A 25,211-nucleotide genomic window follows, 5' to 3' on the forward strand; every position below is an offset into this window, starting at 1 on the left:
ATCACCCGGGCGCAGAGCCACCGCCCGAAGATCCACCCCCTGCACCGCGTTCAGCTGCGTCCCCCGTTGGGTCTTGAATACGCGCGCCCTCTTCTGTGTGGTCGTCCCGCAGGACCGGGTGCTCGAAGGTGGGAGCGGGCCCGGCATGCTCGTGCCTTCGCGTCAGATGAAACAGCCTGTGCGCCAGGATCACCATCGATACCCACGCCAGGCCAAGGAACCAGCCGGCCATCACATCGGTCAGCCAGTGATGGCCCAGGAACACCCGGCTCAGGCCCATCGCGATGATGAAGATCACCCCGGCGATGATGGCAGTGATGCGGATCCAGAGCACTTCAAACTGAAGGCACATGATGTACACGAGCACCCCTATCACCACTGTGGTGTTGAGGGTGTGGCCGCTGGGAAATGATGGTGACGTTTCGTACGGCGGGACCGCTTCGGAGTGGTCCGGGCGGGTGCGGCCGACGAGGCGCTTGCCGAAGGTGGTCGCCATGGTGGATACAGCAGCGGCACCGCCCACGAGGATGATGGGCCGCCACGTCCTGCTCAGGAACGTGAGCCATGCAGTCAGGATGCTCGCCAGGATGGGCATGCCGATGCCCCCGCCGATGTTCGTAAAGGCAGTCACAGCAGCATCAAGGGCAGGGTTCCGCAGGTCCTGGGCGGCGTCCAGCGCAGGGAGGTCCAGGGACGCAAGGCCCTCGTCATCCACCACGTTGTCGTACACCTCGGCACCCAGCAGCGCCATGGTGACAACAAGCGCGCCGCCTACCAGCAGCGTGATCCACAGCGCGGCGTACGGCTTGAACCACCGGCCCAAGCGTTCTCTCAGGGTGACCGTGTCCACATTGCCTCCTTGGCGTCCATGCGTTGCAAGGCTGGATATCCTTCGAAACTATCATTGAGCCATGGTCCCGGCAGAAAAGGAACACGGCGAGTGGATGGGCCTTGCCTTGAACGAGGCACGGCGGGCACTGGACACGGAGGACGTTCCCATCGGCGCCGTGGTGATCGGTCCCGACGGCGGAGTGCTGGGTTCAGGACGGAACCAGCGCGAGGAGTTGGGAGACCCCACCGCCCATGCCGAGGTGGTCGCCATCCGCGAGGCCGCGGAGAGGTTGCGTGAACTGTCCAGGCTCGGTGGCGGCACCGATGATGGATGGCGGCTTGCGGACTGCACCTTGGTGGTCACCCTCGAGCCGTGCGCCATGTGCGCGGGAGCTGTGGTGCTGGCGAGGATTCCCCGCGTGGTCTTTGGCGCCTGGGACGAGAAAGCCGGCGCCGGGGGCTCCGTCTTTGACGTGCTCCGCGAGCGCCGCCTCAATCATTGGGTGGAGGTCTACGCCGGCGTCAGGGAAGAGGAATGCGGCGCCCTGCTGAGGGATTTCTTCGCGGCCCACCGAGCAGGAATGCACCGCACCAGCACCCACCGCAGCGGGCTTTAGTCCGCGAACCCCGGCCTTGGCCCGCGAGCTCTAGCCAGCGGCATCCAAGGCATCGATCCGGTCCTGGCGGGAGCCGGGCGAGTCGAGGCTGAACGAGCGGAAGTCACCGAGCCCGTCCCGGATCCAGGCTTCAACTTCGGCAACGCGCCGGTTGACGGCCGGGGTGGCACCGTCAAAGAGCCAATGGGCGATCCGGGCGTTTCCGGGATCGTATTGCCAGAGCCCGATGATCCGTCCGCGGTCCAGGACGGGGTGATCGGGAAGATCGGCTTGCAGCGCGAGCGTGGAGCCAAGCACTTTCCTGCCTTTGTCCTCTTCGGCGAACAGATCTGCCGAGTTCCGCCGGAGGAGGACGAGCGAGTCTGTGCCGGCGAGCAGTTGGATCTGTTCCTCCGCCGGTGGCTCGAAAGCGGCGAGGCGCCCGACGTCGTCGGGCAGCATCCACAGCACCTCGCCGTTCGCTGTGGGGACCTCCACAGCCGCGACGGCGGCCAGCGCCGCCTTGGTATTGGCCAACGTGAACCCGGTAAACCCCTGCGATTGTTTGGCCGTGGCTCCTCCGGTCCAGCCCAGGTACCGCTCCATCAGGAGGCTGCGGACGGCGGCGTCGTCCATGGTTGTGGGCGGCAGGTTCCAGAGGGCATAGGCGTAACGCTGCTGGTCCAGGCGCCCGTTGATGGGTACCCGCCGGATCCGGCCATCCGCTTGCAGGAGGCCGAGGGCCGCGGGAAGGGTGGTGGCGGCACCCTTCTTCTTGCCTTCATCGCCCAGGTTCCGGACCGAATCACCCAGCACGTCCTTGAGCTGCTTGGGGTCCAGCGGGCCACCTGCTTGGGCCAGGGCGTGGAGGATTTCCTCTTCGAGAAGCGTGATTTCACCGCGTTCCACGCCCATCCTTGCGAGTACCCTGAACGGGGCCACGGCGGTGTCCCGGCCAATCTGGAGGCCCCAGGCGAAGTCCTCGTGGCCCAGGACGTACGTGCAGCCACGGGCGGTGGGCAGTTCATGGATTTTCAGGGACAGGACATCGGCGTCTGCCTGGGCGCGGCTGGTTCCGGCCCGGGCAAAGAGTGTCAGATACGGGTTAGCGCCGCCGACGGAGCGTGCCCAGCCAGCTGTTTTGAACACATCGGCGGCGTCCGCGCCCCGCAGTGAACCGTCCAGGCCTTGCTGATGCCAGGCCCATGCCCGCAGCAGCCCAGGGGTGAGCAGGTCCGGCGAAGGAAACTCGAGCGACGGCGCCAGCGTGCTCACTTCGGCATCAGGGACGGCGTGCGTAGTCATGCCTCATTGTGCACTGGAGGTCCCTCCTGCGGTAGGCATCTCTTCGGCAGGTGTTGCTGTTGCAGTTGCAGTTGCAGTTGCAGAACCCGACACCGACGACGCCGACGCCGTGAGGATCTCCAGGACATCCAGCGCCGTGACGTCCCAGCCTGGCAGCCTGTCCCGGGCGGCGACTGCTGCCATCCGCCAGTCGGCGCGGAGGGCGGCGTCCGAAAGCCACGCCCGGATCACGGCAGCGAGCACGTCTGGTCGGTCGCTTTCAGGACCGGCCAGGCCGACGGCGGCACCTGGCAGGGCGGCCGCCTCAGCTAGCCGGGTGCTTTCTTCTCCAACCCGGACGTCGGGCGAACTGCTCCCCATACCCAACGCATCAACCGCGCCTGTCCCCTGCCGGACGATGACCGGTATGCCGTGGGCCAGCGATTCGGTGACCACCAGACCAAAGGATTCCGCCCTCGATACGAGCAGGCTCAGGTCCGCCCGGTTCCACTCATCCGCCAGCGATGTGCCGGCCAGTTCGCCGGTCATCCGCACCCGGTCTTCCATTCCCTGGGAGGCAATCGCTGACCGGACCAGCTCCGCGTACGCGGGGTCGGCGTCGTCCGTTCCCACCAGCGACGCGCTCCAGGCGAGATCCTGGAGCAGCGCCAGGGCCGTAACGATCAGCAACTGGTCCTTGTTGGGGAGCAGTGCGGCTACCGCGATGATGTGCGGCGGCTCCGAACCGGCCGCCAATGGTGCGGCATCCGTGCCCGGGAGGGCGACCCTGCCGGATAGCCCGTACTTGTCGCTGACGTGGGCAGCGGCTGACGAACTGGTACAGATCACCCCGGCGGCCGCCCGCAATGACCGCTTCTCGGCGTCGGGATGGCTGAGTGAGGGCATGTGCAGCAGGACCCAGGTGCGTTGGCCGGCCGCCGCGGCGTACTCAATCTCGTCCGGGGCACCACAAGCGATCAGGCCATCCACCAGGGTTACCGTTCCCGGCGGTACCTCCGCCGTCGGCTTCCAGGCGCCCAGCAGGCCACCCAGCCGGCGTCGTTCCTTGGCGCTGGCATCGGGCCAGGAGCCGTCGACCGGCACAATGTCCACCTCCACGCCCAGCGCCTTCAGGCCCTCCGTTAGCCGCGCGTTGAAGACGTTGCCGCCGGAGTTGTGACGGATGTTGCCGGGAACCAGGAAGGTGACGTGCACGGCGATCAGGCGGTGAGGTCCAGCGAAAAGGTGGCCCAGGCGTCCGGGTTTTCGCGGAGGGTGACGTCAATGGCCGTCAGTTCGCGGCCGTCGTCGCTGTCCTTAAGCTTCGCCACAACACTCTGGGCAATGTACTCAGCCAGCGCCTCCGTGGTGCTGAGCTTGCCGGCGAAGTCCGGGTGGTCGTCCAGATTACGGTAGTTCAGGCCAGCAAGGACTTCTTCGATAATGCCGCCGGCAGCACCGATGTCCAGGACAATCGCGTCCTTATTTAATGACCGGCGGCGGAAGGTCACCTCCGCAACGAAGGTCGCCCCATGCAGGGCCTGGGCCGGACCGAACGCCTCCCGCGGGAGGCTGTGGGCGATCATGAAGTGGCGTCGGACGGTCAGACTGAACACTGGCTACCTCTTGTCTTCGGGGTCGGTTGTGGTGGATGGGTCGTTCACGGGGTGAGCAGACTCGCCTTCGGCGGCTACATTGCCTTCGTTGGGGTACTCGATCACATGGCACAGGGCCTCGAGAGTTCCATCGGCAAGGTTCTGTACAACTTCCGGCAGCTCCGTGAACGGAGATGCGCCGGTGAGGAATGCATCAAAGACCGGGTCCTTCAGGAGTGATACAGCCAGGTTCAGCCGGTCCGCGTTCGTGCGCCGGTGCCTCCTTGCCCTGGCCACAACCCCCACCTGGCTGGCCCGGATTGAGAGTCGACGGGCGTGAAAGTCCTCACCGAGCGGCACCGTGACCCCGCGGTTGGCATACCAGGACATCTCGATCACCACACCTTCGTCGCCCGTCAGCTGCAGACTGCGCTCCAGCCCTGCTTGGGATGCGGAGCAATGGAACACGATGTCACAGTCGGGCAGGGCGTCGTCGGGATGGCTGAAGCCGACACCCAGCCTGTCCGCCAGGTTCTTTCGCTCCGGATCAAGGTCGACGAGTTGGAGGCGGGCCAGCGGAAACGTGCGCAGCAGGGTTGCCACCATGCCACCCACAAGGCCCGCTCCCACCACTGCGATCCGGTCGCCCAGGCGCGGGCCTGCTTCCCACAGCGCGTTGATTGCTGTTTCGACGGTTCCCGTGAGCACCGCGCGCCGGGCCGGCACGTCATCGGGAATCCTTGTGAGGTCTTTTGTGGCGGTCACGTAGCGGTCCTGGTGCGGGTTGAGGCAGAAGACCTTCTGACCTAACCAGCCAGCCGGTCCCTGTTCGACGACGCCGACTGACAGGTAGCCAAACTTCACCGGAGAAGGAAAGGAACCCTCCTGGTGCGGCGCGCGCATCTCTTTTGCCACCCGCGGCGGTACCGAGCCGGTGTGGACCACGATCTCCGTCCCCTTGCTGATGCCGGAGTACAGGGTGCGGACGAGTGCTTCACCCGGCCCGGGCACGGGCAGGGATTCGGACCGCAGCTCGCCTTGTTCGGGTCCGGTGGTCCAGTAGGCGGTTGCCCGCGCTGCTTTGCGTGAATTAGTCATCTTGCTTATGAATCTAGTCCCCCGAATGGACGCGGCGAAAGCAAACCACGCGGGCGGAGCGTCGAGACCCCTGAACGTCCCTGTCTTCGCCCAGGCAGGACCACTCAAACCCACCGCAGCTCAGGAGCCTGAGGGATTGGCCAGGTACGACCGGGCGCTGACAGTTCGCCCCTTGCTACGCGTCGCCAGCCATCATCTGGAAGATCACCACGACGAATCCTCCTGGAATGTATCCGCGAAGAGACGGAGGTCAGGGGAGATGAAGATCAGCCGAGCCTTCGGGCGATCCTTGATCAAGGTGGATGGCTGCTTCAGTCGTATGTCCTGACCTGTCTCCCGGTAGTTGTGGTGGTTCCCAGTCGGGTTGTTCGCTGGCGTAGTGTCTGCCGGTGGGTGAGATCCAGCCCGGTGGGTGGTTTTTACTGGCTTGTTCTGGTGTCCAGCCTGTGGTGTGCCTGAGCTTGTGGTGCTTCGGGCACGGTTGGGCGAGGTTGCTGATGCCGGTGGTCCCGCCGTGCGCCCACGCGAGGAGATGGTCCGCTTCATTATCCAGGGAGGCGTTGCTGCAACCGGGAAACGGGCACTTCCCGTCCCGCAGCCTGAGCCATTGGCGTTGGGCTTTGGTGACCGGGTAGCTGGTCCGCCCGATCTCCAGCGGCGCACCGTCCCTCGGGTCGATCAGGACCCGGTGGAAGGAGGAGGCGCCGTCCGCGATGAGCCTGCGTGCCATGGTCACCGGGATCGGACCGTACCCGTCCAGCATCGCCGGTTCATCCGTGGCGCCGAGGAGGGACATGACGGGCACGCTGACCAGGACCTGCGCCCGCGGTACCGGGACCCGCCCCAGGGCATTCCCGCCCGTGCCGCCACCCATGGTTCCGCCCCCACCCGGCTGGCCGGCAATCTCACCTGTGCCTTCGAGGAGCAGGGTCGCGGTGATGTCGGCACGCATCTGGGTCAGGGTGCGGTCCTCGTCCGGGCCCTGCAGCGCCCGGGCCGCGGCCGTGACCCGGTTCCAGATCCCGGCGGCCTGGTCCGCGGGCAGGTACGCCGAGAGCCAGGCCATGCCGTCCCGGTCCGGGCGGTATTCCAGCCGCCGGTCCGCCACAGACCGGGTGTGGCGTTTTTCGATGCTGACCGGGTGGTGCCGTTCCCGCCATGTCCGGGCCTTATGCCGGAACCGGGACGCGACCAGTTCCCCGACCGGCCCGCCACGATGAGGGTTGGGCGCGTCAGGGTCCAGGAAGTGCCCCTCCAACGCCCCCGCGGCCGCAGGGTCAAGGTCGGTGGTCTCATCCACCATCACCCGGGCATGCTGCCACGACAGCACCCCCGCCTGCAGCGCGGACAGGGTCAACGGCAAATCAGTCGTCAGAGTGTGGGATTCGGCCAGCAGGGCACCGGCGGTCCGTTCGCCCACCGTCAGGGCACAGGCGACCTCCGCGACCAGCGCCATTTCCTGCGCGGTGGCCTCCTGCGGCGACAGCGCCGGCGGGTCCAACGCCGTGCAGACTTCGACCAGTTCCGCGAGTACCGTGACCTTCTCCGCCGCGGTCCGGGCCTCAAGCCGGGCAATCCCGGCCAACCGATCCAGGCAATCATCCTTCCGCCGGCGCAACGGATCCGACGGGAAAAGCCCCTCACCATGGGCTACGTCATCCTTGGCTCCGTCATCACAGTCACCGCCACCGGAACTCCCAAGGCACGGGGACGGGGCAACGGCACAGTCAGCGGCTACGGCACGGCCAGCGGCGGAGGCCATGATGCGCTCCAAAAACTCATCCGCCGTTGTACGATCCATACCCCCATCATCCTGCCGTGCACCGACAATTTCGGTGCGGACAAAGGCCTATGTGGATAACTTAGCGGTGGAAGAAACCCAGGCCTGACCTGCCGGGTTTCAAGGCGAGAATCTTTGGGCAAGCCCGGGCACTCCTGGTCCGGTTCGAGCCCGGTCACCTGCCGTTTTGGGGATGCGCGGCATGCTCCGGTAACCTATTCAGGTTGGTGACGTGTCCGAGCGGCCGAAGGTGCAACACTCGAAATGTTGTTTGGTGTAAAAGCCAACGTGGGTTCAAATCCCACCGTCACCGCCACTAAGAAAGGCCCTGCTTCCCTGTAACACCGGGAAGCAGGGCCTTTTGCTTTACCCGGTGAATGCTCCACAATCTGGAACGCGTACAGGCAGTCTGGAACGCCTACGAGCGGTCATCAGCCGGCGAAACGCCCGTCGTGTGTGCTTGCTCAGCCGCCGGGTCATGGGCCCCTGACCAGTGAAAACGTCCTGCGGGATCCACCAGGAACAGCCCCGGGAGAGACACAGTCCGCCTCATCACCGACGGCTTACGATCGCCGGGGGAACAATTCCTGAAAAGCAGCCACCTGTTACAGGGCGTACGTTGCACCAGAAAGGACCGACCATGGTTTACGACCGTGAGCGAGAACGGCGTGACGATGCCGTGTACGCCGAACACAAGGGGGCTGTTGCAGCTGGCGGGAAGCGGGTACTTCGCAGGACCAGCAACGGCGAGCTGCACAGCTACCTTGGCGACGAGATTGGCTTCACGCCCGGCCGCGGCCAGGCCCAGGTCAGCACCTGGTGGGGCATGGGAATCCTTATGGTCTTCTCAGGAATCATATTCATTGGAGGATGCTGGGGTTTTCAACTCCCCCTTTGGGAGGGCAAAGGACCTGAATGGAGCGCCTTGTGGGCGATGGGCTTCTCCGGATTCCTTACGCCCTATGCATACACCCTCGCCCGTGATGAGTACCGGGCCACCCGGCTCCGGAAGCGCCGCGGTTCCCCTCAGCCTGGAACCGGCAACGTCGACGTCGACCTCCTTGAGCTGGGTCAGGCGCGTCCCGGCCACCCCGACCCGAGCCCGAAGTAAGAGCCGCTGCCGATGCCCGCCCAGGGGTAGGTTCACGGTTGTGAGAGTCTGGAACCGGCGCGGCTTCCGGGAATTCCGCTGGCAAAATGGAGCCCTCCGGGTCTTCGTGTCCTTCAGCTCCAGCATTCAGAGAACGGAGGCGGAAGGGGCCGGCAGATACTCAGCCCGCTCGTGCGCCGAGTTCACGGCTGACTCCCGGTCAGTGAAGCTGGTGCCTGCCGACTGCCCGGAGGATGTTCCCCTCCAATACGGCAGCAGCAACGTCACCGATCACCGGCTGCCAGAGATCAACAAGACGGTGCAGAGCCGCTGGTGAGGGAAATTGCGCTGGTCGGCGCTGCATGAGGCAGTAGGGTGAGCAGCGAACGCGCACTGGCAGCCGCCCGTCGTCGGACAGCCCGCCGGCCGCAGCCAGCTGCGGGCGTTAGTGCTCCGCTTCTGCAGCCGCCTTCTTTGCGTCCTTTTCCGCGTCCTTCTCGGCGCGCAGCGCCTCCGCCTCGTGCTGCTCCTCAGCTTTTTCCTGGTGGATGACCGCAGCCAGAAGCTTCTCCATCTCCTTGGCCACGCCGGCGGCTGAGGCCGGGTTCTGGCCTGTCACCAGCCGTTCGTCCACCACGACCTTTTCCTCAAAGACACCGGCGGAGACGTGGGTGGCGCCTTGTTCCTCGAGCCGGTCTGCCAGGAAGAAGGGGATGACCTTGTCCTTCCCCGCGGCAACCTCCTCGTCGTTAGTGAAAGCGGCTACCTTCCTGCCCTCGACAATCCGAAAGCCGTTGTCCAGCTCGACGTTCAGCAACCCGGCCGGCCCATGGCAGACTGCGCCCACCACACCGCCGGCGTTGTAGACACTGGCTACAAGTTTCTGCAGGCCTTCGCTGTCCGGGAAGTCCCACATGGTGCCGTGGCCTCCCACGAGGTAGACGGCGTCGTACTGTCCGGGATCGACGACGTCGACGCGGGCAGTATTGTACAGGCCGGCGCGCGTGGTCTCATCCTCAGTAAAGGCAACCTGGATGGGATCCCCCGAGTCCACTTCGTCCCGCGGAGGCTGGCCGCCCTTGATGGATGCGAAGTCGACAAAATGCCCGGAATCCTTGAAAACCTTCCAGGGATGTGCAGCCTCGGCCACGTTGTAGCCGGTCTTCTCTCCCGTGTCGCCAATCTCCGAAACGCTGGTCAGTACCATGAGGATTTTCTTCATGAAGTGCTCCTATCGTCCAACTCCCCACCCTACGCCCAGCAAAATCCGGGCGGGCCGGGGCGGCGGGGACGCCCGAGCGGGGACGCCGGAGCGCGGGTGCCGCAGCGGCGGCGGTGCCGGCTCCGGGCGTGCCCGAGGGAAACCCGACGCTCCGGCCAGCCGATCAGAGCTTGTCTGTTCTGTCCTCACCCTTGTGGCCGGTTCCGCGCAGGTTTTCCTGCACCTTGCCGAAGAGGTCCTTGATGGTGGACTCCGTGTTGGTGAGCATGTCCGGCTGCAGATAAACCTGCTGGCTGCCCGGAATGCTGTAGCTCGCCTGCAGGCCGCCGCTGCCCTGCACCCCATGAAGGGCGATGGTCACGCCGCCTTCTTTGCGCGCAATGGCAGCGATCTTCCCGAACACCAAGGTGAACTCGTCGGGCTCGAAGCTGACGGTGTGTCCGATGTGTGTGCGGTTGAGTTCGCTGGCAGGAGTTGCCTTTTCGTTGCCAGTTCCTGAGTAGTTCATCGTGTGCTCCCTGAGGTTGTTGGCGACTTACGCGAGCAGTCTAGCCCCGACCCTATGCTCGGTACATAGCCCGTTGGATGACAGAAAATTGGGGCTTGCGGCAACCCCTGCGAGACTGGGTCCTGAACGCCGCCCGTCACCTTGAGGAGCCATCCATGACGCCCACAACCGCCTCTTCCGGCCAACCAAACCGCATCACGAAGCTGTTCGGTACGGACATCCCAGTGGTCCTCGGTCCTTTCGGCGGCGTCTCTTCCGTGGAACTGACAGCATCCGTGAGCGACGGCGGCGGGCTGGGTTCCTACGGCCTGTACGGCTACGGTGGCGACGCCATCCGTGACACCGCGGCTGAGCTCAGGAAGGCGACGCCCCGGCCTTTCGCTCTTAACCTGTGGATTCCCACCGGCGACGAACCCGCGACGCTCACCCGCACAGATTTCGACCAGTACGCCGAGAAACTCCGGCCGTATTTTGACGACGTGAACCTGCCCCTCCCGGAAATGCCGGACCGCTACCTGCCGGACTACGACGAACAGGTGGAGGCAACGCTGGAAGCAGCTCCCGCCGTCGTAAGTTTTGTGTTTGGTGTGCCGGCACCGGAACTCGTGGAGGAGGCACACCGGCGGGGAATCGTGGTGGTGGGCACCGCAACCACCGTGGCGGAAGCCGTGGCCCTGGAGGCCGGCGGAGTGGATGCCGTGGTTGCCAGCGGCATGGAATCCGGCGGCCACCGGGTCTCGTTCCTGAAGCCGGCTGAGGAGTCCCTCATCGGCACGTTCGCCTTGGTCCCCCAGGTGGCGGACGCGATCAGCATCCCGGTGATCGCCGCCGGCGGTATCGCCGACCGCCGCGGCTACGCTGCCGCGCGGGCCCTCGGAGCCGACGCCGTCCAGGTGGGCACCGCTTTCCTGGCCACCAGGGAGTCGGCCGCGGTCCCGGCGTACCGCGAGATCCTCCGCTCCCCGGCCGCCGGCCAAACCGTGCTGACACGGGTCCTCAGCGGACGGCTGGCCCGCGGCATCCCCAACCGCATCATCGCAGAGCTTTCCGTCGCCGGCGAGCTGGCACCGTTCCCCGCCCAGAACTGGCTCACCGGTCGCTTCCGCCCCCAGGCAGCCACGCAGGGAAACACGGAGCTCATGTCCTTGTGGTCTGGCCAGGCCGCATCGTTGCTCCGCCACGACTCCGCCGCTGACGTCCTGGCCGAACTCATGGCAGGCGCCGAGCACCGGTAGAATCTGAGGGTCGCCCCGGCGCACCGGACAACACGCAGAACGGCAGCGGCAACGAACATGACCACCAGCAAGGGAGGACCCGTGCGGATGCACCACGGCCGGGCTCCCTTCCATTTCCTCCGCGCCGCTGCGGTGTCCACCAGCATCCTGACCCTCGCCGGGGCTGCGCACGTGTTTGGCGGTGGAGACCTTCCCGCCCCGGCGATCCTGCTGGCTGTCCTGGCTCTGACTGGGCTGGCAGCCACCACGGCCACCCGCCTCAAACTCAATGTTCCCGCGATGGCAGCGCTCCTGGGCGCCGGCCAGTTGGCACTCCACGAAGTCTTCACGGCCTTCAGCGCTCCTGGCATTTCCACCGGCCAGCTGGCAGCGGAGCCCCACCACTTGTCCGGGGCAGCCGCGCCCGTCCTCGAAACCGCCGCTCACCTGCACGGCCAGGACTCCCCCACCGGAACCCTGATGCTGGTGGCACACATCCTCGCCACGGCGGCGTGCGCGCTGCTCCTGGCCAAAGGCGAAGATTCGCTGTGGGCCCTCGCCGCGTGGCTGAGGCCATTGACCCGGCTACCGGAGGCTGTGACGCCCGGCGCCGGACCGGCGCCGGCGGTATCCGGCCCACCGCCGGCTTCCCCGTTCCGCCCTTGGCGGAACCTCAGGCTGGACAGCCGGCGCGGCCCGCCTTCCGCCGTCGTGCTTCCCTGACCTGCCCGCGCCGGATCCCACGGCTGACGGGCCACCACCCGTACTTCCGCACGCCTCTTTCCGGCGTGCGTCCGAAAGGCAAACCATGAACACCACCTTCCTCCGCCGCACCCTCACGGCGGCAGCAGCTGCCGGCGGCGCCGCCGTCCTGATCCTCACCGCCGCGGCGGGCGCCTCGGCCCACGTTGGTGTCGCGCCGGACAAGACGACGGCCAACTCCTACGCGCTCCTGACGTTCGGCATTCCGCACGGCTGCGAGGAGTCGGGCACCACAAAAGTGGCCATCACACTTCCGGCCGAGCTCAACGACGCCCAGCCCACAGTGAACCCGAACTGGACAGTGGAAAAGGTGACCGAACAGCTTGCCGAGCCCAAAAAGCTGGCCGACGGGACGTCCATCACCAAGCGCACCAGCCAGATCGTCTACACAGCCAAAACTCCGCTGGACCACGAATTGCGCGATGCCCTGGTGCTGTCCGTCAAGCTTCCGGATACTGCAGGCTCAACGCTCTACTTCCCCACCCTGCAGACGTGCGAGACGGGCCAGACCGACTGGTCGGAAATCGCCAAGGACGGCCAGGACCCGCACACCCTGAAGGCGCCGGCGCCGTCCATCACCGTCACCGCTGCAGTCGGCACCGACGGGCACGGGGCTGCAACAGAAACGCCGGCTCACAGCACCGAACAGGCGGCAGCCGTGACTGGCAGCGGCGCCGATGCGCGCAGCTGGGCGGGACTTGCCGCCGGGCTCGGCGGCCTGGCACTGGGCGGAGCCGCATGGGCGCGCAGCGGATCCAGGCGTCCAGGCGGAACGGCCAAGTAACACTCAGGACTTTGATGCCCGGATCATCACGATCCGGGCATCAAATCCGCCTGCCGTGCCGTGGCATCGTTGACTCCAGCCACACTGGCCGCAAAGGTTATGCCATGAAGTCTCTGGGAATGCCACAGGTGTTTGTTCTTACGACGGCGGCGGTGCTGATGCTCAGCGCCTGCGGACCGAGCCAGGCGCAGCCGCAAGGGACCACGACGCCCGGCACGAACTCCGCCAGCCCGTCCACTTCGCCGGCAGCCCCAAGCGCGTCCCCATCGCCGTCGTTGACCTCCCCCGGCACCACCTCGCCAGCGGCTCCCGCGCTCTGCAAGGCAGCCACACTCACCGCTGCGACGGACGCCTCCGGCGGCGGCGCTGCCGGCAGCGTTTACATGAAGCTGAACCTCACCAACACCGGCACGGCGCCGTGCCTGCTGAAGGGTTTCCCGGGGGTATCGCTGACGGCCAGTGCCGAGGGCGAACCGATCGGCGCGCCGGCCACACGGGACGAAGCGAATCCCGTGGTGGACGTCCTGCTCGCGCCGGGCCAGACCGGAACCGCGGTGCTCCGCTACACCCAGGCCGGCAACTACAGCGACTGCACCCCGGTGGCTGCCGCAGGCTACCGGGTGTACCCGCCGGAAGACACCGCGTCCCTCTTCCTGCCTCAGCCCGTCAACGCCTGCAGCAACGCGAACATCGCGCTCCTGAGCGTCGGAGCCTTCCAGCCCGCCTAGGTTGCTCTCCAGCCCGCCTCAGGACCCGCAGTTGATCCCTCCTCTGGGCGTGGCATCAATTGGTAAGTACACTTATCTTCTATGACCTCCCTTTGGTTGGACCGCGGGCAATCATTCAGTTCTGACCCGTTCGCGGCCGGCACCAGCTACGACACCGTGGTGGCAGGGGCAGGGCTGACCGGACTGGTCACCGCACTGCTGCTGGCCCGGTCGGGTCAGCGTGTCCTGGTCCTTGAGGCCAGATATCCGGGTGCCGTCACCACGGGGAACACCACGGCCAAGGTCACCCTGCTGCAGGGGACCGTGCTGTCCGCCCTGGCAAAGCAGTACCCGAAGAAGCAGGTCCACGCCTACGTGGAGGCGAACCGGGAAGGGCAGGCCTGGCTGCTCCGGTACCTCGATGAACATGCCGTGCCCTATCAGCGCCGCGATGCCTACACCTATGCAGCCTCCGCGCAGGGAACCGCGATCCTCCGCGACGAACAGGCCGCGGCCGCTGCGGCCGGGCTGGACGTTGAATACCTCCGCGAGACCGGGCTGCCTTTCCCCGTCCACGGGGCGCTGCGCCTGGCTGATCAGGCGCAGATCAATCCGATGGACGCACTGGACGCACTGATTACCGACGTCCGCGAGCGCGGCGGCACTATCGTCAGCGGCGTCAGGCTGCGCGACGTCACGGGAAGCCACCCGCTGACTGTCCAGACCGATCAAGGCGAGGTGACGGCCAGCCAGGTTGTCCTGGCCACGGGCACGCCGGTCCTGGACCGCGGACTCTACTTCGCCAAGCTGAAGCCGAACCGTTCGTACGCCGCAGCATTGGAACTGCCGGAGGGCCAGTCGCCACCTCCCGGGATGTACATCTCCGTCGAACAGCCCACGCGCTCGCTTCGCGACTACGAGCGGGACGGCCGCAGGCTTCTCCTGGTGGGCGGCCACGGCCATCCTGTGGGACGGGCCACGTCGGAAAAGGCCCACTTGGCCGGGCTGCTGGACTGGGCCGCCGGGCACTATCCCGGCGCCGTTCCCACGCACACCTGGTCTGCCCAGGATTACCAGGCCACCAACCTGATGCCGTTCTTTGGCAAGCTTCCCCGGGGCAGGGGCCACGTCTACTTCGGCACAGGCTACAACAAGTGGGGCATGACCAACGGGGTGGCCGCAGCCTTGGGGATCGCCAGTGACATCCTCGGCGGGCAGCTGCACTGGGCGGAAACCATTCATCACCGTGTCACCTCGCCGGCCGGCGCATTGTCGGCCGTTGCCCTGAACGCCGGGGTGGCCGCAAAACTGGCCACGGGCTGGGGGCATGTTGCCGCCGACGGGCGGACGAAAGCGGCCGGCGCAACGCCGGAAAACACAGCCCCACCGGCCGACGGCGAGGGCCTGGTGTATCGCGACGGTGTGCATCCGGTGGCGGTCTCCACCGTCGGAGAGACCACGTGCCGGCTATCGGCCGTGTGCACCCACCTGGGCGGGATTGTGCACTGGAATGACAGCGAAAAGAGCTGGGACTGCCCCCTGCACGGCTCACGTTTTACCAACGAGGGAAAGCTCCTGGAGGGCCCGGCAACCAAGGATCTGCCGCCGGCCGACGCCACCGGGACCACGGGTGCCGGGGCTTCTGGCGCCGGATCAGACACGGTTTGACGTCCGGTAAAGCGGGCCGGAAAGGATCCGCTCCCCTGGTGCCTGACGGCACCGGCAATCCTGTCGGTGGGGTAGGGCATGATGGAGGAATGCAGGAGGAACAGGCAGCAAAATCCGGGACCGGGGCGGTACCGGCAGCTGGCGGCGCCTCGGGTCCGGGGACTCCCATGGGCCGGTTCAGCCGGCCCACCCGGGACTGGTTCCTCGGCGCCTTTTCGGAGCCCACCCCTGCCCAGGACGGTGCCTGGGACGCCATCTCGCACGGTTCGCATGCCCTGGTGGTGGCACCCACCGGCTCCGGTAAGACGCTTGCGGCTTTCCTCTGGGCCCTGGACCGGCTGCTGGTTGCCGCGCCCGCCGCTGACCCGGAATTGCCCGGGCTCGATGCCGCGCCGGCTGACCTGGCCGTGAATCAGCCGGCAAAGTCGTCTGCCAAGGGGGCCACCAAGGGAAGGCGGCCGCGGCCACCCAAACGCAAAACCCGGGTCCTTTATATCTCCCCGCTGAAAGCCCTCGGCGTGGATGTGGAACGGAACCTGCGCGCGCCCCTGATCGGCATCACGCAGACCGCCAAGCGGCTGGGACTTCCTGCCCCGCTGATCACTGTGGGGGTCAGGTCCGGTGACACCACCACGGCGGACCGCCGCTCGCTGCTCAGCAACCCGCCGGACATCCTCATCACCACCCCCGAATCGCTGTTCCTGATGCTCACCTCCCGGGCGCGGGAAACGCTGACGGAGGTGGACACCATCATTGTTGACGAGGTCCACGCGGTCGCCGGAACCAAGCGAGGAGCCCATCTGGCCGTCTCACTGGAACGGCTGGACGCCCTGCTGCCCAAGCCCGCCCAGCGGATCGGCCTCTCCGCTACCGTGGAACCCCGCGAGCTGGTGGCCCAGTTCCTGGCCGGTTCCGCCCCCGTGGAAATCGTGGCGCCGCCGTCGCGCAAGAACTGGGACCTCACGGTCTCCGTGCCTGTGGAGGACATGTCGGACCTGCCCGCCGCGGCCGGCGCTTTCGATTCCGGCCCGGCGTCGGGGCTGCAGCCGCAGGCCTCCATCTGGCCGCATGTGGAGGAGAAGATTGTTGACCTGGTGCTGGCCAACCAGTCCACCATCGTCTTCGCCAACTCACGCCGGCTGGCCGAGCGGCTCACCGCCCGGCTCAACGAAATCTACGCCGAGCGGCAACTGATCGCAGTCGGTGGCGGCTGGGATGATGCCTCGGTTGCCGCTGACCCCGGGTCGTCTCCGGGCGTCCCCGCGTCAGTCCTGACCACGTCCACAGCAACACCTGCCCACATGATGGCGCAGGCCGGCAGTACAGCCGGGGCCGACCCGTTGCTGGCCCGCGCGCACCACGGCTCGGTGTCCAAGGACCAGCGCGCCCTCATCGAGGATGATCTGAAGTCCGGGCGCCTGCGCTGCGTGGTGGCCACCTCATCGTTGGAACTCGGCATCGACATGGGCGCGGTGGACCTGGTGGTTCAAGTTGAATCCCCGCCCTCGGTGGCCAGCGGCCTGCAGCGCGTAGGACGTGCCGGGCACCAGGTGGGCGAGATCTCCCAAGGCGTGCTGTTTCCCAAGCACCGGGCAGACCTGGTGCATACCGCCATCACCGTGGAGCGGATGCTGGAGGGAAAGATCGAGCGGTTGTTTGTGCCTGCCAATCCCCTGGACATCCTCGCGCAGCAGACAGTGGCCGCAACTGCCCTGGGCAGCATCGACGTCGAGGAATGGTTCGCCACGGTCCGCCGGTCGGCACCTTTCGCGTCCCTCCCCCGTTCTGCTTTCGAGGCAACCCTCGATCTGCTGGCCGGCCGGTACCCTTCCGATGAATTCGCCGAACTGCGGCCTCGGATCATCTGGGACCGCAACGCCGGAACCATCGAGGGCCGGCCCGGCGCCCAGCGGCTGGCCGTCACCTCCGGCGGCACCATCCCGGACCGCGGCCTGTTCGGCGTCTACATCATCGGCACCGAGGTGGAGGGCTCCGCTTCCCCGGGCGGGGACGGGAAAGCCTCTCCATCTCCGGCCAAGGGCGGACGGCGGGTGGGCGAACTCGACGAGGAAATGGTCTACGAGTCCCGTGTGGGCGACATCTTTGCCCTCGGCGCTACCAGCTGGAAGATCGAGGACATCACCCATGACCGTGTCCTGGTTTCCCCTGCCTTCGGCCAGCCGGGGAAGCTGCCCTTCTGGAAAGGCGACTCGTTGGGCCGGCCTGTGGACCTGGGCCGCGCGCTGGGCGCCTTCGTGCGCGAACTTGCAGCGTCCGACGTCGGCCCTGCCACCGAGCGCTGCAAAGCCAGCGGGCTGGACGACTTCGCAGCGAACAACCTGATCCAGTACCTGACCGAGCAGAAGCTCGCCACCGATGTGGTGCCCAGCGACACCACGCTCATTGTCGAACGGTTCCACGATGAACTTGGTGACTGGCGTGTGATCCTGCACAGCCCGTTCGGGATGCCGGTTCACGCGCCGTGGGCCCTCGCCGTGGGGCAGCGCCTGCACCAGCGGTACGGCATGGACGGTTCCGCGATGGCCGCCGACGACGGCATTGTGCTTCGTGTCCCCATGATGGAGGACGAGCCGCCGGGTGCCGAGCTTTTCCTGTTTGATCCCGAAGAGCTGGAGCAGATCGTCACCGCGGAAGTCGGCGGGAGCGCGCTCTTTGCCTCCCGCTTCAGGGAGTGCGCCGCCCGGGCCCTGCTGCTGCCCCGCCAGACCCCGGGCAAGCGGCAGCCGCTCTGGCAGCAGCGCCAGCGGTCCGCCCAATTGCTCGATGTCGCACGGAAATACCCCACGTTTCCGATTGTGCTGGAGACGGTCCGGGAATGCCTCCAGGACGTCTACGATCTTCCCGCTCTGAAGGACATCGCGGCCTCGGTGGAGCGCCGTGAACTCAGGATCGTGCAGACCACCACGCAGCAGCCCTCGCCGTTCGCGAAGTCCCTGCTGTTCGGGTACGTGGCCCAGTTCCTGTATGAAGGCGACTCTCCCCTGGCAGAGCGCCGGGCAGCTGCCCTGGCCCTCGATTCCACGCTGCTCAATGAGCTCCTTGGCCGGGTTGAGCTCCGCGAGTTGCTGGACGCCAAAGTCATCGAGGCCACGGAGCTCGAACTCCAACGCCTTGCGCCGGACCGCAGGGCCCGCGGCATGGAAGGCGTCGCTGACCTGCTCCGGCTGCTGGGACCGCTGACACCGGAGGAGGTCGCGGCCCGCCTGGAGCCAGCCGTCGTGGTCGAGGCTGTACCGGCGGTCGAAGCGGCCAACGCGGTTGGGGTGGTTGAACCTGCTCAAACGGTTGAAACTGTCCCAGCGCCCACAGGCGAGCCTGGCGGCGTGGATGAGCCGGACGGGATCCCCGCTGTTGAGCACGTCGAAACCCCGCATGCCGGCACCGCCCTGGCTGCTTCGCACCTGACCGCACTTCAGCGGGCCAACCGGGCCATCAAAGTCAACATCGGCGGGGCCGAGCGCTACGCCGCGGTGGAGGATGCGGCCCGCCTGCGCGATGCCATCGGCGTTCCCTTGCCCATGGGCGTTCCGCTGGCCTTCATCGAGCCGGTGGCGGACCCCCTGGACGACCTCGTCTCAAGGTATGCCCGGACGCACGGTCCCTTCACAGCTGCCGAGGCCGCGGCCCGGCTGGGACTGGGCGTGGCCGTCGTCGGTACAGCGCTGAAACGGCTCGCGGCAGACGGCCGCGTGGTGGAAGGTGAGTTCAGGCCGCATGCCGTTGCGCCGCCAACCCAGGCGTTCGAACCAGATGCTGCAGCCACAGAAGGGGCACCCCGGGACGTTCCGGATCACCGTCCCGCCACTGCGGGTACCTCCACCAGCGAGTGGTGCGATGCAGAAGTCCTCCGCAAGCTCCGCCGTCGTTCCCTGGCAGCCCTGCGCGCCGAAGTGGAGCCGGTGGACGCCGCCGCCTACGGCCGTTTCCTCCCGGCCTGGCAGCACGTCCGCACTCCCGGCGGTGGTCGCGGGCAGCCATCACTGCGCGGGCTGGACGGGATTGTCACCGCGATCGACCAGCTCTCCGGCGTCCCGGTACCGGCTTCGGCGTGGGAGCCGCTGGTCCTGGCCAGCCGGGTGTCCAACTACCAGCCCGCCATGCTCGATGAGCTGATGGCGGCCGGTGAGGTGCTGTGGTCCGGGGCCGGGGCACTGGCCGGCAACGACGGCTGGGTCAGCCTCCACCTGGCTGATTCCGCCGAGCTGACCCTGAACCCGGCCATCGAATACGAACCGGGGGATGCGCAGCAGCGCCTTCTGGACCACCTCCGCAACAACGGCGGCGGCTACTTTTTCCGCCAACTGACGGACGTCGCCGGTGGTATGGACACCGTGCTCAGCGACCAGGACGTGGTGACCGCACTCTGGGACCTGGCCTGGGCCGGCCGCATCACCGGCGACACGTTCGCGCCGGTCCGCGCGCTCATCGCCGGTGGCCACACCGCCCACCGCCAGGTGGCGCGGGCACCGCGCGCGCGTGCACCCCGTTTGAGCCGGCTGGGACGCTCGCACGGCAGCGGTCTGCTGGGCGCCTCCGGACCTGGTTCGGGATTTGGCGGCGGGAGATACGGTTCTGCCTCCGGGGCTTTGGCCACTCCCCCGCTGGCTGCCGGCCGCTGGTCAGCCCTTCCGCTGCCGGAGCTGGACGCGACCATCCATGCACGTGCCACCGCTGAACTGTTGCTGGACCGCTACGGTGTGGTGACCCGGGGATCAGTGATGGCGGAGCAGATTCTTGGCGGCTTCGGCCTGATGTACAAGGTTCTGGCCCGGCTGGAGGAGGCGGGCCGGTGCCGGCGCGGGTACTTCATCGAACACCTCGGGGCCGCCCAGTTTGCGGTCCCGGCAACGGTGGACAGGCTCAGGTCGTACGCGGAGGACACCCAACTGGCGAAGTCCGAACCGGTGGCGCTGGCCCTTGCTGCAACCGATCCGGCCAACCCGTATGGTGCGGCGCTGCCATGGCCCGCCCTCAACGTGGAGGCCGGCACCGGGCACCGGCCCGGGCGGAAAGCCGGGGCACTGGTAGTGCTGGTGGACGGCGCGCTGGTTCTTTACGTGGAACGCGGCGGAAAAACACTGCTCGTTTTCAGCGGGGACGAGGCGGTTTTGTCGGCCGCGGGCGCGGCGCTGGTGAGTGTGGTCACCCGTGGTGCCATCGACAAGCTGATCATGGAAAAAGTCAACGGCCACGGCATCCTGGACACCCCGGTGGCCGCGGCCCTGGCAGCAGCAGGCGCCTACTCCACGCCGAAGGGACTGAGGATCCGTGCCTGAGGGAGATTCCGTCTGGCGGGCCGCCAACCAGCTGCATCAGGCCTTGGCGGGGCAGCAGCTGACCGCGTCCGACTTCCGCGTCCCCCGGTTCGCCACCCTCAACCTCGCCGGGTGGACCGTCAACGAGGTGGTGCCGCGCGGCAAGCACCTGCTGATGCGAGTTCAGGGCCCGGAGCGGCCGGGAAGGCAGGGCGGGGCGGGCGACGCGGGCGGGGCGGGCGGGCCAGGTATGGAAGTCCGGAAGCTCACCATCCACTCGCACCTGAAAATGGAGGGGGCATGGCAGGTCTATCCACCGGGCGGACGCTGGCGGAAGCCGGGATTCACGGCACGGTGTGTGCTGCGCACTGCGGTGGCTGACGCCGTCGGCTTTTCCCTGGGAATTGTTGAGGTGGTCCGCACCGCAGATGAGGACAAGATTGTCGGCCACCTCGGGCCGGACCTGCTCGGCCCGGACTGGGATCCCGCCGAAGCCGGCCGGCGGCTGCTTTCAGCCCCGGACGTTCCCGTGGGCGTGGCATTGCTGGACCAGAGAAACCTTGCAGGCATCGGCAACATCTACCGCTGCGAAACCTGTTTCCTGTCCGGAATCCATCCGGCGTCGCCCATCTCCGCCGTGGCCGATCTCCAGACAATGATGACTGACGCGAAGCAGCTCCTGGAGGCAAACCTGGGCCCCGGCCGCCGCGTCACCATCCTCAATCCACGGGGAATGCCGGTGGGAAGGATGGCCGGGAGGCCCGGTTACTGGGTGTACCGCCGCGAACACCAGCCATGCCTGAAATGCGGCACCCCCATCCGCCGCGATGTCCTGGGCAAGCTCAATGGCGAGGAAGAGCGGGACATCTATTTTTGCCCGAAGTGCCAGCCTGTTCTGCCGTCAGAAACTATGCAGCCCTGACAACAAGGCAGCCTTGGCGACCAGCCAGCATTGACCTATGCGCCACGGGTTAATGGCACCGACACCGCGGAATCTGGCACGCCTTCATCGGGCACCGGGGAACCCTGCACGCCGTCATCGGGCACCGGGGAGTCCTGCATGTGGGAGCCCAGGGCAACGGCGCCCGGTTCCGCTGGAGCATCATTCGCCGGAAGCGCCGCAGGGACCATAAACCACGGGAGCAGCAACTGGACCAGCGGGCCGATGGCGAGGGCGTAGACCACTGTGCCGATGCCCACCGATCCGCCAAGCAGCCAACCAATGCCCAGCACCACCACTTCGATCAGAGTGCGGGATGTCCGGACAGACCAGCCAGTCCGCCGGGCCAAGCCGGTCATGAGGCCGTCCCGGGCACCGGGACCGAACCGTGCGCCGATGTAGCACGCGGAAGCAATTCCGTTGAGGATTACGGCACCGGCGAGCATCCCGGCCTGGCCACCCAGGTGCGAGAACGCGGGAATCAGGGCGAGGCCGACGTCCGCAAAAACGCCCACCAGGATGGCGTTGCAGAGGGTCCCGAACCCTGGCCACTGCCGCAACGGAATCCAGAGCAGCAGCACCAGAAAACTGACAATGATGACCACCACGCCGATACTCAGTCCAGTCCGTCCGGCCAGGCCTTGGTGGAACACGTCCCAGGGATCCAGGCCAAGTCCGGCGCGGATGAACATCGCCAGGGAGATGCCGTACATGGCGAGGCCGATAAAAAGCTGGAGGAGTCTGCGGGTCAACATAACGACAACTGTGGCAGAAAACTGGCATTGAATTACATAGCCAGTTTGAGATACTGGCATCATGTCCGCTTCCCTGAACCCGTCCGCACTGGCGCGTCTTCTTGGCCAGTGGAGCCTCGGCAACGCTCCCGCCTACCGCGAGCTGGCCGACGTCGTCCGCCTTCTGATCCTGGACGGCCGGGTGGCACTGGACACGGCCCTGCCCAGTGAGCGGGCATTCTCTGTAGCGCTGGGCGTCAGCCGGACCACCGTAACCGCAGCCTACGGCCACCTCCGCGAACAGGGTTTCCTCAGCAGCGGCCAGGGGAGCAGGGGCCGCACCCGAATTCCCCGCCTGACGCCGTCGGGCACCACGGTGCTCACAGGATCCGCCGGCGGCCGGGGACCAACCTCGGCGGCGGCATCTTCACTTCCCGGCCATAAAGCGGCCCGTCTTACAGTTCCCGGACTCCAACCCCAAGGATTCGCGGCACCGGGACTCGCGGCACCGGAGGGCCTAATCGACCTCGCCTACGCGTCGCTGCCCGCCAGCGGCGAGGTGGTGCATCGCGCATTCGCGGCAGCCCTCACCGAACTGCCCGCCTTGCTGCCCGGATTCGGATACGACGCCATCGGCCTGCTTCCCCTCCGCGAAGCGGTAGCCGCACGGTACACAGCGGCCGGGGTCCCCACCACTGCAGACCAGATCCTGGTGACATCCGGCGCGCAGCATGCCCTGAACATCATCATCCGGGCCTTGGCCGGCCGGCAGGACAAAGTCCTGGTGGAGCATCCGAGCTACCCGAATGCCCTGGATGCCATCCGCGCCGCGGGCTGCCGCGCCATCCCAGTGGCTTTTACTGCAGGGACCGTCACCGGCACCGGCACAACCCACGCCGGCGGCGGACGTCCGGCGGCTCTGGCGTGGGACGTGCAGGCGGTGCATGCCGCAATGATGCAGCAGCGGCCCAAGATGGCGTACATGGTTCCCGATTTCCACAACCCGACAGGCCAGCTGATGCCGGACTTCCAGAGGCGCTGGCTGGTCCGGGCGGCCGCCGCCAGCGGAACGGTCCTGGTGGTGGACGAAACCCTCCGGGATTTGAACCTCGACGGCGCCGAAACCAGCCACGTTGCAGCGTTCAGTCCTGCGGTAGTGACCATCGGCTCGCTCAGCAAATCCCATTGGGCCGGGCTTCGAACAGGCTGGATCCGGGCGTCGAAAGCCATGATCCAGAGGTTTGCCGCAGCCCGTTCCTCGTTGGACCTGGGCGGACCGGCCATGGAACAGCTGGCGGCGGCACACCTGGTCCGAGCCCTCGACGAACCGCTTCCCGCACGGCTTGCCAACCTGCGCGAGAGCCGGACGGTCCTCCTGGAACTCCTTGCCGGGCATCTTCCAGAGTGGGAAACTGCGCGCCCGGCCGGCGGCTTGTCGGTCTGGTGCAGGCTCCCGGCACCCATCAGCACAGCGCTGACAGTGATCGCCCCCGATTTCGGGATCCGCCTGGCAGCGGGACCGCGTTTCGGAATCGGCGGCGCGTTCGAACGCTACCTCAGGGTGCCCTTCACGTTGCCTCCTGAACAACTTGAAACCTCGGTCCGTGCCCTGCGGTCAGCCCAGGACAGGCTCGACGCTGCCCCGCAGCTCCGAAGCACCCTGAAGAAGGCACCGGCTGTGGCCATCGCCTGAGGCTTCGGCCGCTTCAGCCCGCTCTTCCCTAAACCGGGCACATTCAGCCGACCGCGCATTCCGGGAAGCCACATGTCACGCGGCCGCGCCCTTTCAGGCGGCGGGGGCGGTGCGCGAGGCAGCGGGGGCGGTGCGCGAGGCAGCGGCGGCAGCGGCGCGGCTTCCCGCAGATCGGCCCATCCGTTGCTTCGCTGTGTTGGTTCCTGCCCCGACGGCCACGTGCGTGGTGGCCTTGGCCAGCCCAAACTGCGGCATGCCGTTGTAGACCACCTCGATCCCGGTGGCAGGAACCTGGTAGGTCTCGTGCCAGACTCCAACGTCCCCTGTGCCGGAGAGCTCCTTCATAAAGCGTCGCCAAGGTTCCAGGTGGGGTGACTCCCGGTCCGAGGCGAACTTTCGCAGGTGCTCCGGGCTCTCCCAGTAGCTGAGCAACATCGTGGTCCGTCCGAACCACTGTTCATAACCGAGCATGCCCGCCGCCGGGTCTGCGGCCAGGTGCTGCAGCATCCGCGGCATGGCGGCCGCCACCTTGCCCACGGTCCCCAATTTCCACCAGCGGTTCGCGCGCATGCCGATCAGGAAAACCGTTACAGATTCCCGTTCGGGGTCAGCGGTGTAGCGGCCGGGAAATACCTTCTGCGCCATGACAACTCCTTCGGTCAACAAATTCATAACCTTTTCATAACAGCGTTATGAAACAAGGTTATGAAACAATGAACCCTATGGCAAGACCCATCGTGCATACCGATTCCCTGCGGCAGGAATTGTTGGCCGTCACTGCCGAGCTGGTGGACCGCGATGGCCCGGCCCGGGTGACGCTGCGGGATGTAGCGGCTGCTGCCGGGACGTCCACCTCCGCCGTCTACTCGCTGTTCGGCGGAAAATTCCAGCTCCTCACCGCCGTGGTGGACGACGGATTCCGGTCCTTCCACGATTCGCAGGCGGCAGCGGCGGAAGGGGGACTGCAGGGACTCGGCGTGGCATACCGGGCGTGGGCCCTGGAGCATCGGGCGCTCTACCGGCTGATGTTCGGCGGAGCCCTGGCAGCTTACGTTGATTGCCAGCCATCTCCCGATGTTGCCGCTGATGCCATGGTGCCGCTGATCGACGCCGTCGCCGGAGCCCAGGCGGCCGGCAGGCTGCTGCCTGCACCCGCGGAAATGGTCGCCGTCGCAATCTGGGGACAGGTCCACGGCCTGGTGAGCCTGGAGCTTGCTGAGGTGGGGCCGCTGGATGCGGACTGGGCCGCCGTGTACCGCGCGGCCCTCGACGCCGTCGCCCGCGGCTGGGCCGCCTGACACCCACAGCCGCCGGAGCCGGCAGGTGCCCGGGTGCAGAAGCTCCCGAGGCGCTTGAATGCCTGCGACCCGCCAAATACCTGACGCTGCAACATTTCGGGCGCGCCGGATATTTAGCGGGTCGCAGGTGT

General features: G+C 66.9%; 21 protein-coding genes and 1 tRNA gene. 12 read left to right on the forward strand and 10 right to left on the reverse strand.

Annotation, left to right across the window (positions count from 1 at the left end; genetic code table 11):
• Position 1 precedes the first annotated feature (1 nt).
• A complete protein-coding gene (locus tag AC1MCA_RS06925) occupies positions 2-823 on the reverse strand; it encodes a phosphatase PAP2 family protein (protein ID WP_479803307.1) in 822 nt (273 codons plus the stop codon).
• Between the two features lie 88 nt (positions 824-911).
• Here AC1MCA_RS06925 and AC1MCA_RS06930 point away from each other — a divergent pair, with 88 nt between their 5' ends.
• Positions 912-1,448 carry a nucleoside deaminase gene (locus AC1MCA_RS06930; RefSeq protein ID WP_479802181.1) on the forward strand — a complete coding sequence of 179 codons (537 nt, stop codon included), beginning with the start codon at positions 912-914 and terminating at the stop codon, positions 1,446-1,448.
• Positions 1,449-1,478: 30 nt separating this feature from the next.
• Here AC1MCA_RS06930 and AC1MCA_RS06935 read toward each other — a convergent pair whose 3' ends face one another.
• The 5 genes from AC1MCA_RS06935 to AC1MCA_RS06955 form a co-directional block, all read right to left on the reverse strand.
• A complete protein-coding gene (locus AC1MCA_RS06935; RefSeq protein ID WP_479802183.1) occupies positions 1,479-2,732 on the reverse strand; it encodes a DNA glycosylase AlkZ-like family protein in 1,254 nt (417 codons plus the stop codon).
• Positions 2,733-2,735: 3 nt separating this feature from the next.
• Positions 2,736-3,926: a glycosyltransferase family 4 protein gene (locus tag AC1MCA_RS06940; RefSeq protein ID WP_479802185.1), complete on the reverse strand. Its 1,191-nt coding sequence runs from the start codon at positions 3,924-3,926 to the stop codon at positions 2,736-2,738.
• 5 nt (positions 3,927-3,931) lie between these two features.
• Positions 3,932-4,327, reverse strand: a complete 396-nt coding sequence (locus AC1MCA_RS06945; protein ID WP_479802187.1) for a 6-pyruvoyl trahydropterin synthase family protein — start codon at positions 4,325-4,327, stop codon at positions 3,932-3,934.
• A gap of 3 nt (positions 4,328-4,330) precedes the next feature.
• Complete coding sequence (locus AC1MCA_RS06950; RefSeq protein ID WP_479802189.1) at positions 4,331-5,404, reverse strand: zinc-dependent alcohol dehydrogenase; 1,074 nt, start codon at positions 5,402-5,404, stop codon at positions 4,331-4,333.
• A gap of 250 nt (positions 5,405-5,654) precedes the next feature.
• Positions 5,655-7,205: an HNH endonuclease signature motif containing protein gene (locus AC1MCA_RS06955; RefSeq protein ID WP_479802190.1), complete on the reverse strand. Its 1,551-nt coding sequence runs from the start codon at positions 7,203-7,205 to the stop codon at positions 5,655-5,657.
• Positions 7,206-7,410: 205 nt separating this feature from the next.
• Here AC1MCA_RS06955 and AC1MCA_RS06960 point away from each other — a divergent pair.
• Both AC1MCA_RS06960 and AC1MCA_RS06965 read left to right on the forward strand, forming a co-directional pair.
• A tRNA-Ser gene (locus AC1MCA_RS06960) sits at positions 7,411-7,500 on the forward strand.
• Positions 7,501-7,824: 324 nt separating this feature from the next.
• Complete coding sequence (locus AC1MCA_RS06965) at positions 7,825-8,295, forward strand: hypothetical protein (RefSeq protein WP_479802192.1); 471 nt, start codon at positions 7,825-7,827, stop codon at positions 8,293-8,295.
• A 424-nt stretch (positions 8,296-8,719) separates the two neighbouring features.
• On the opposite strand, the gene AC1MCA_RS06970 is transcribed toward AC1MCA_RS06965, so the two are convergent.
• Both AC1MCA_RS06970 and AC1MCA_RS06975 read right to left on the reverse strand, forming a co-directional pair.
• On the reverse strand, positions 8,720-9,496 hold the full coding sequence (locus tag AC1MCA_RS06970; protein WP_479802194.1) for a type 1 glutamine amidotransferase domain-containing protein: 777 nt from the start codon (positions 9,494-9,496) through the stop codon (positions 8,720-8,722).
• 163 nt (positions 9,497-9,659) lie between these two features.
• Positions 9,660-10,004: a hypothetical protein gene (locus AC1MCA_RS06975; protein ID WP_108600265.1), complete on the reverse strand. Its 345-nt coding sequence runs from the start codon at positions 10,002-10,004 to the stop codon at positions 9,660-9,662.
• 155 nt (positions 10,005-10,159) lie between these two features.
• Here AC1MCA_RS06975 and AC1MCA_RS06980 point away from each other — a divergent pair, with 155 nt between their 5' ends.
• The 7 genes from AC1MCA_RS06980 to AC1MCA_RS07010 all read left to right on the forward strand — a co-directional run bounded on the left by AC1MCA_RS06980 (position 10,160) and on the right by AC1MCA_RS07010 (position 21,337).
• Entirely contained in the window at positions 10,160-11,239 is a 1,080-nt protein-coding gene (locus AC1MCA_RS06980) for an NAD(P)H-dependent flavin oxidoreductase (protein WP_479802196.1), read from the forward strand.
• 57 nt (positions 11,240-11,296) lie between these two features.
• Complete coding sequence (locus AC1MCA_RS06985; RefSeq protein ID WP_479802198.1) at positions 11,297-11,941, forward strand: hypothetical protein; 645 nt, start codon at positions 11,297-11,299, stop codon at positions 11,939-11,941.
• Between the two features lie 85 nt (positions 11,942-12,026).
• Complete coding sequence (locus AC1MCA_RS06990) at positions 12,027-12,764, forward strand: YcnI family copper-binding membrane protein (protein ID WP_479802200.1); 738 nt, start codon at positions 12,027-12,029, stop codon at positions 12,762-12,764.
• A 104-nt stretch (positions 12,765-12,868) separates the two neighbouring features.
• The gene (locus AC1MCA_RS06995) at positions 12,869-13,492 is read left to right on the forward strand and encodes a DUF4232 domain-containing protein (protein ID WP_479802202.1); all 624 of its coding nucleotides are present in this window, start codon (positions 12,869-12,871) and stop codon (positions 13,490-13,492) included.
• Positions 13,493-13,573: 81 nt separating this feature from the next.
• Positions 13,574-15,139 (forward strand): FAD-dependent oxidoreductase, encoded by a 1,566-nt coding sequence (locus AC1MCA_RS07000; protein WP_479802204.1) that lies wholly within the window; start codon positions 13,574-13,576, stop codon positions 15,137-15,139.
• Between the two features lie 167 nt (positions 15,140-15,306).
• A complete protein-coding gene (locus AC1MCA_RS07005) occupies positions 15,307-20,436 on the forward strand; it encodes an Lhr family helicase (RefSeq protein WP_479803309.1) in 5,130 nt (1,709 codons plus the stop codon).
• Positions 20,429-21,337 (forward strand): Fpg/Nei family DNA glycosylase, encoded by a 909-nt coding sequence (locus AC1MCA_RS07010; protein ID WP_479802207.1) that lies wholly within the window; start codon positions 20,429-20,431, stop codon positions 21,335-21,337. The genes AC1MCA_RS07005 and AC1MCA_RS07010 overlap by 8 nt, the downstream gene beginning before the upstream one ends.
• A 35-nt stretch (positions 21,338-21,372) precedes the next feature.
• Here AC1MCA_RS07010 and yczE read toward each other — a convergent pair whose 3' ends face one another.
• A complete protein-coding gene (gene yczE, locus AC1MCA_RS07015) occupies positions 21,373-22,110 on the reverse strand; it encodes a membrane protein YczE (protein WP_479802209.1) in 738 nt (245 codons plus the stop codon).
• A 61-nt stretch (positions 22,111-22,171) separates the two neighbouring features.
• Between yczE and yczR the strand changes: the two genes are divergently transcribed.
• Positions 22,172-23,782 (forward strand): MocR-like transcription factor YczR, encoded by a 1,611-nt coding sequence (yczR, locus tag AC1MCA_RS07020; RefSeq protein WP_479802211.1) that lies wholly within the window; start codon positions 22,172-22,174, stop codon positions 23,780-23,782.
• Between the two features lie 93 nt (positions 23,783-23,875).
• Here yczR and AC1MCA_RS07025 read toward each other — a convergent pair whose 3' ends face one another.
• A complete protein-coding gene (locus AC1MCA_RS07025; RefSeq protein WP_479802213.1) occupies positions 23,876-24,427 on the reverse strand; it encodes a DUF4188 domain-containing protein in 552 nt (183 codons plus the stop codon).
• Between the two features lie 77 nt (positions 24,428-24,504).
• Here AC1MCA_RS07025 and AC1MCA_RS07030 point away from each other — a divergent pair, with 77 nt between their 5' ends.
• Positions 24,505-25,080 (forward strand): TetR-like C-terminal domain-containing protein, encoded by a 576-nt coding sequence (locus AC1MCA_RS07030; protein WP_479802217.1) that lies wholly within the window; start codon positions 24,505-24,507, stop codon positions 25,078-25,080.
• Positions 25,081-25,211: the final 131 nt, after the last annotated feature.

Source organism: Arthrobacter sp. BK1 (genome assembly GCF_056680055.1).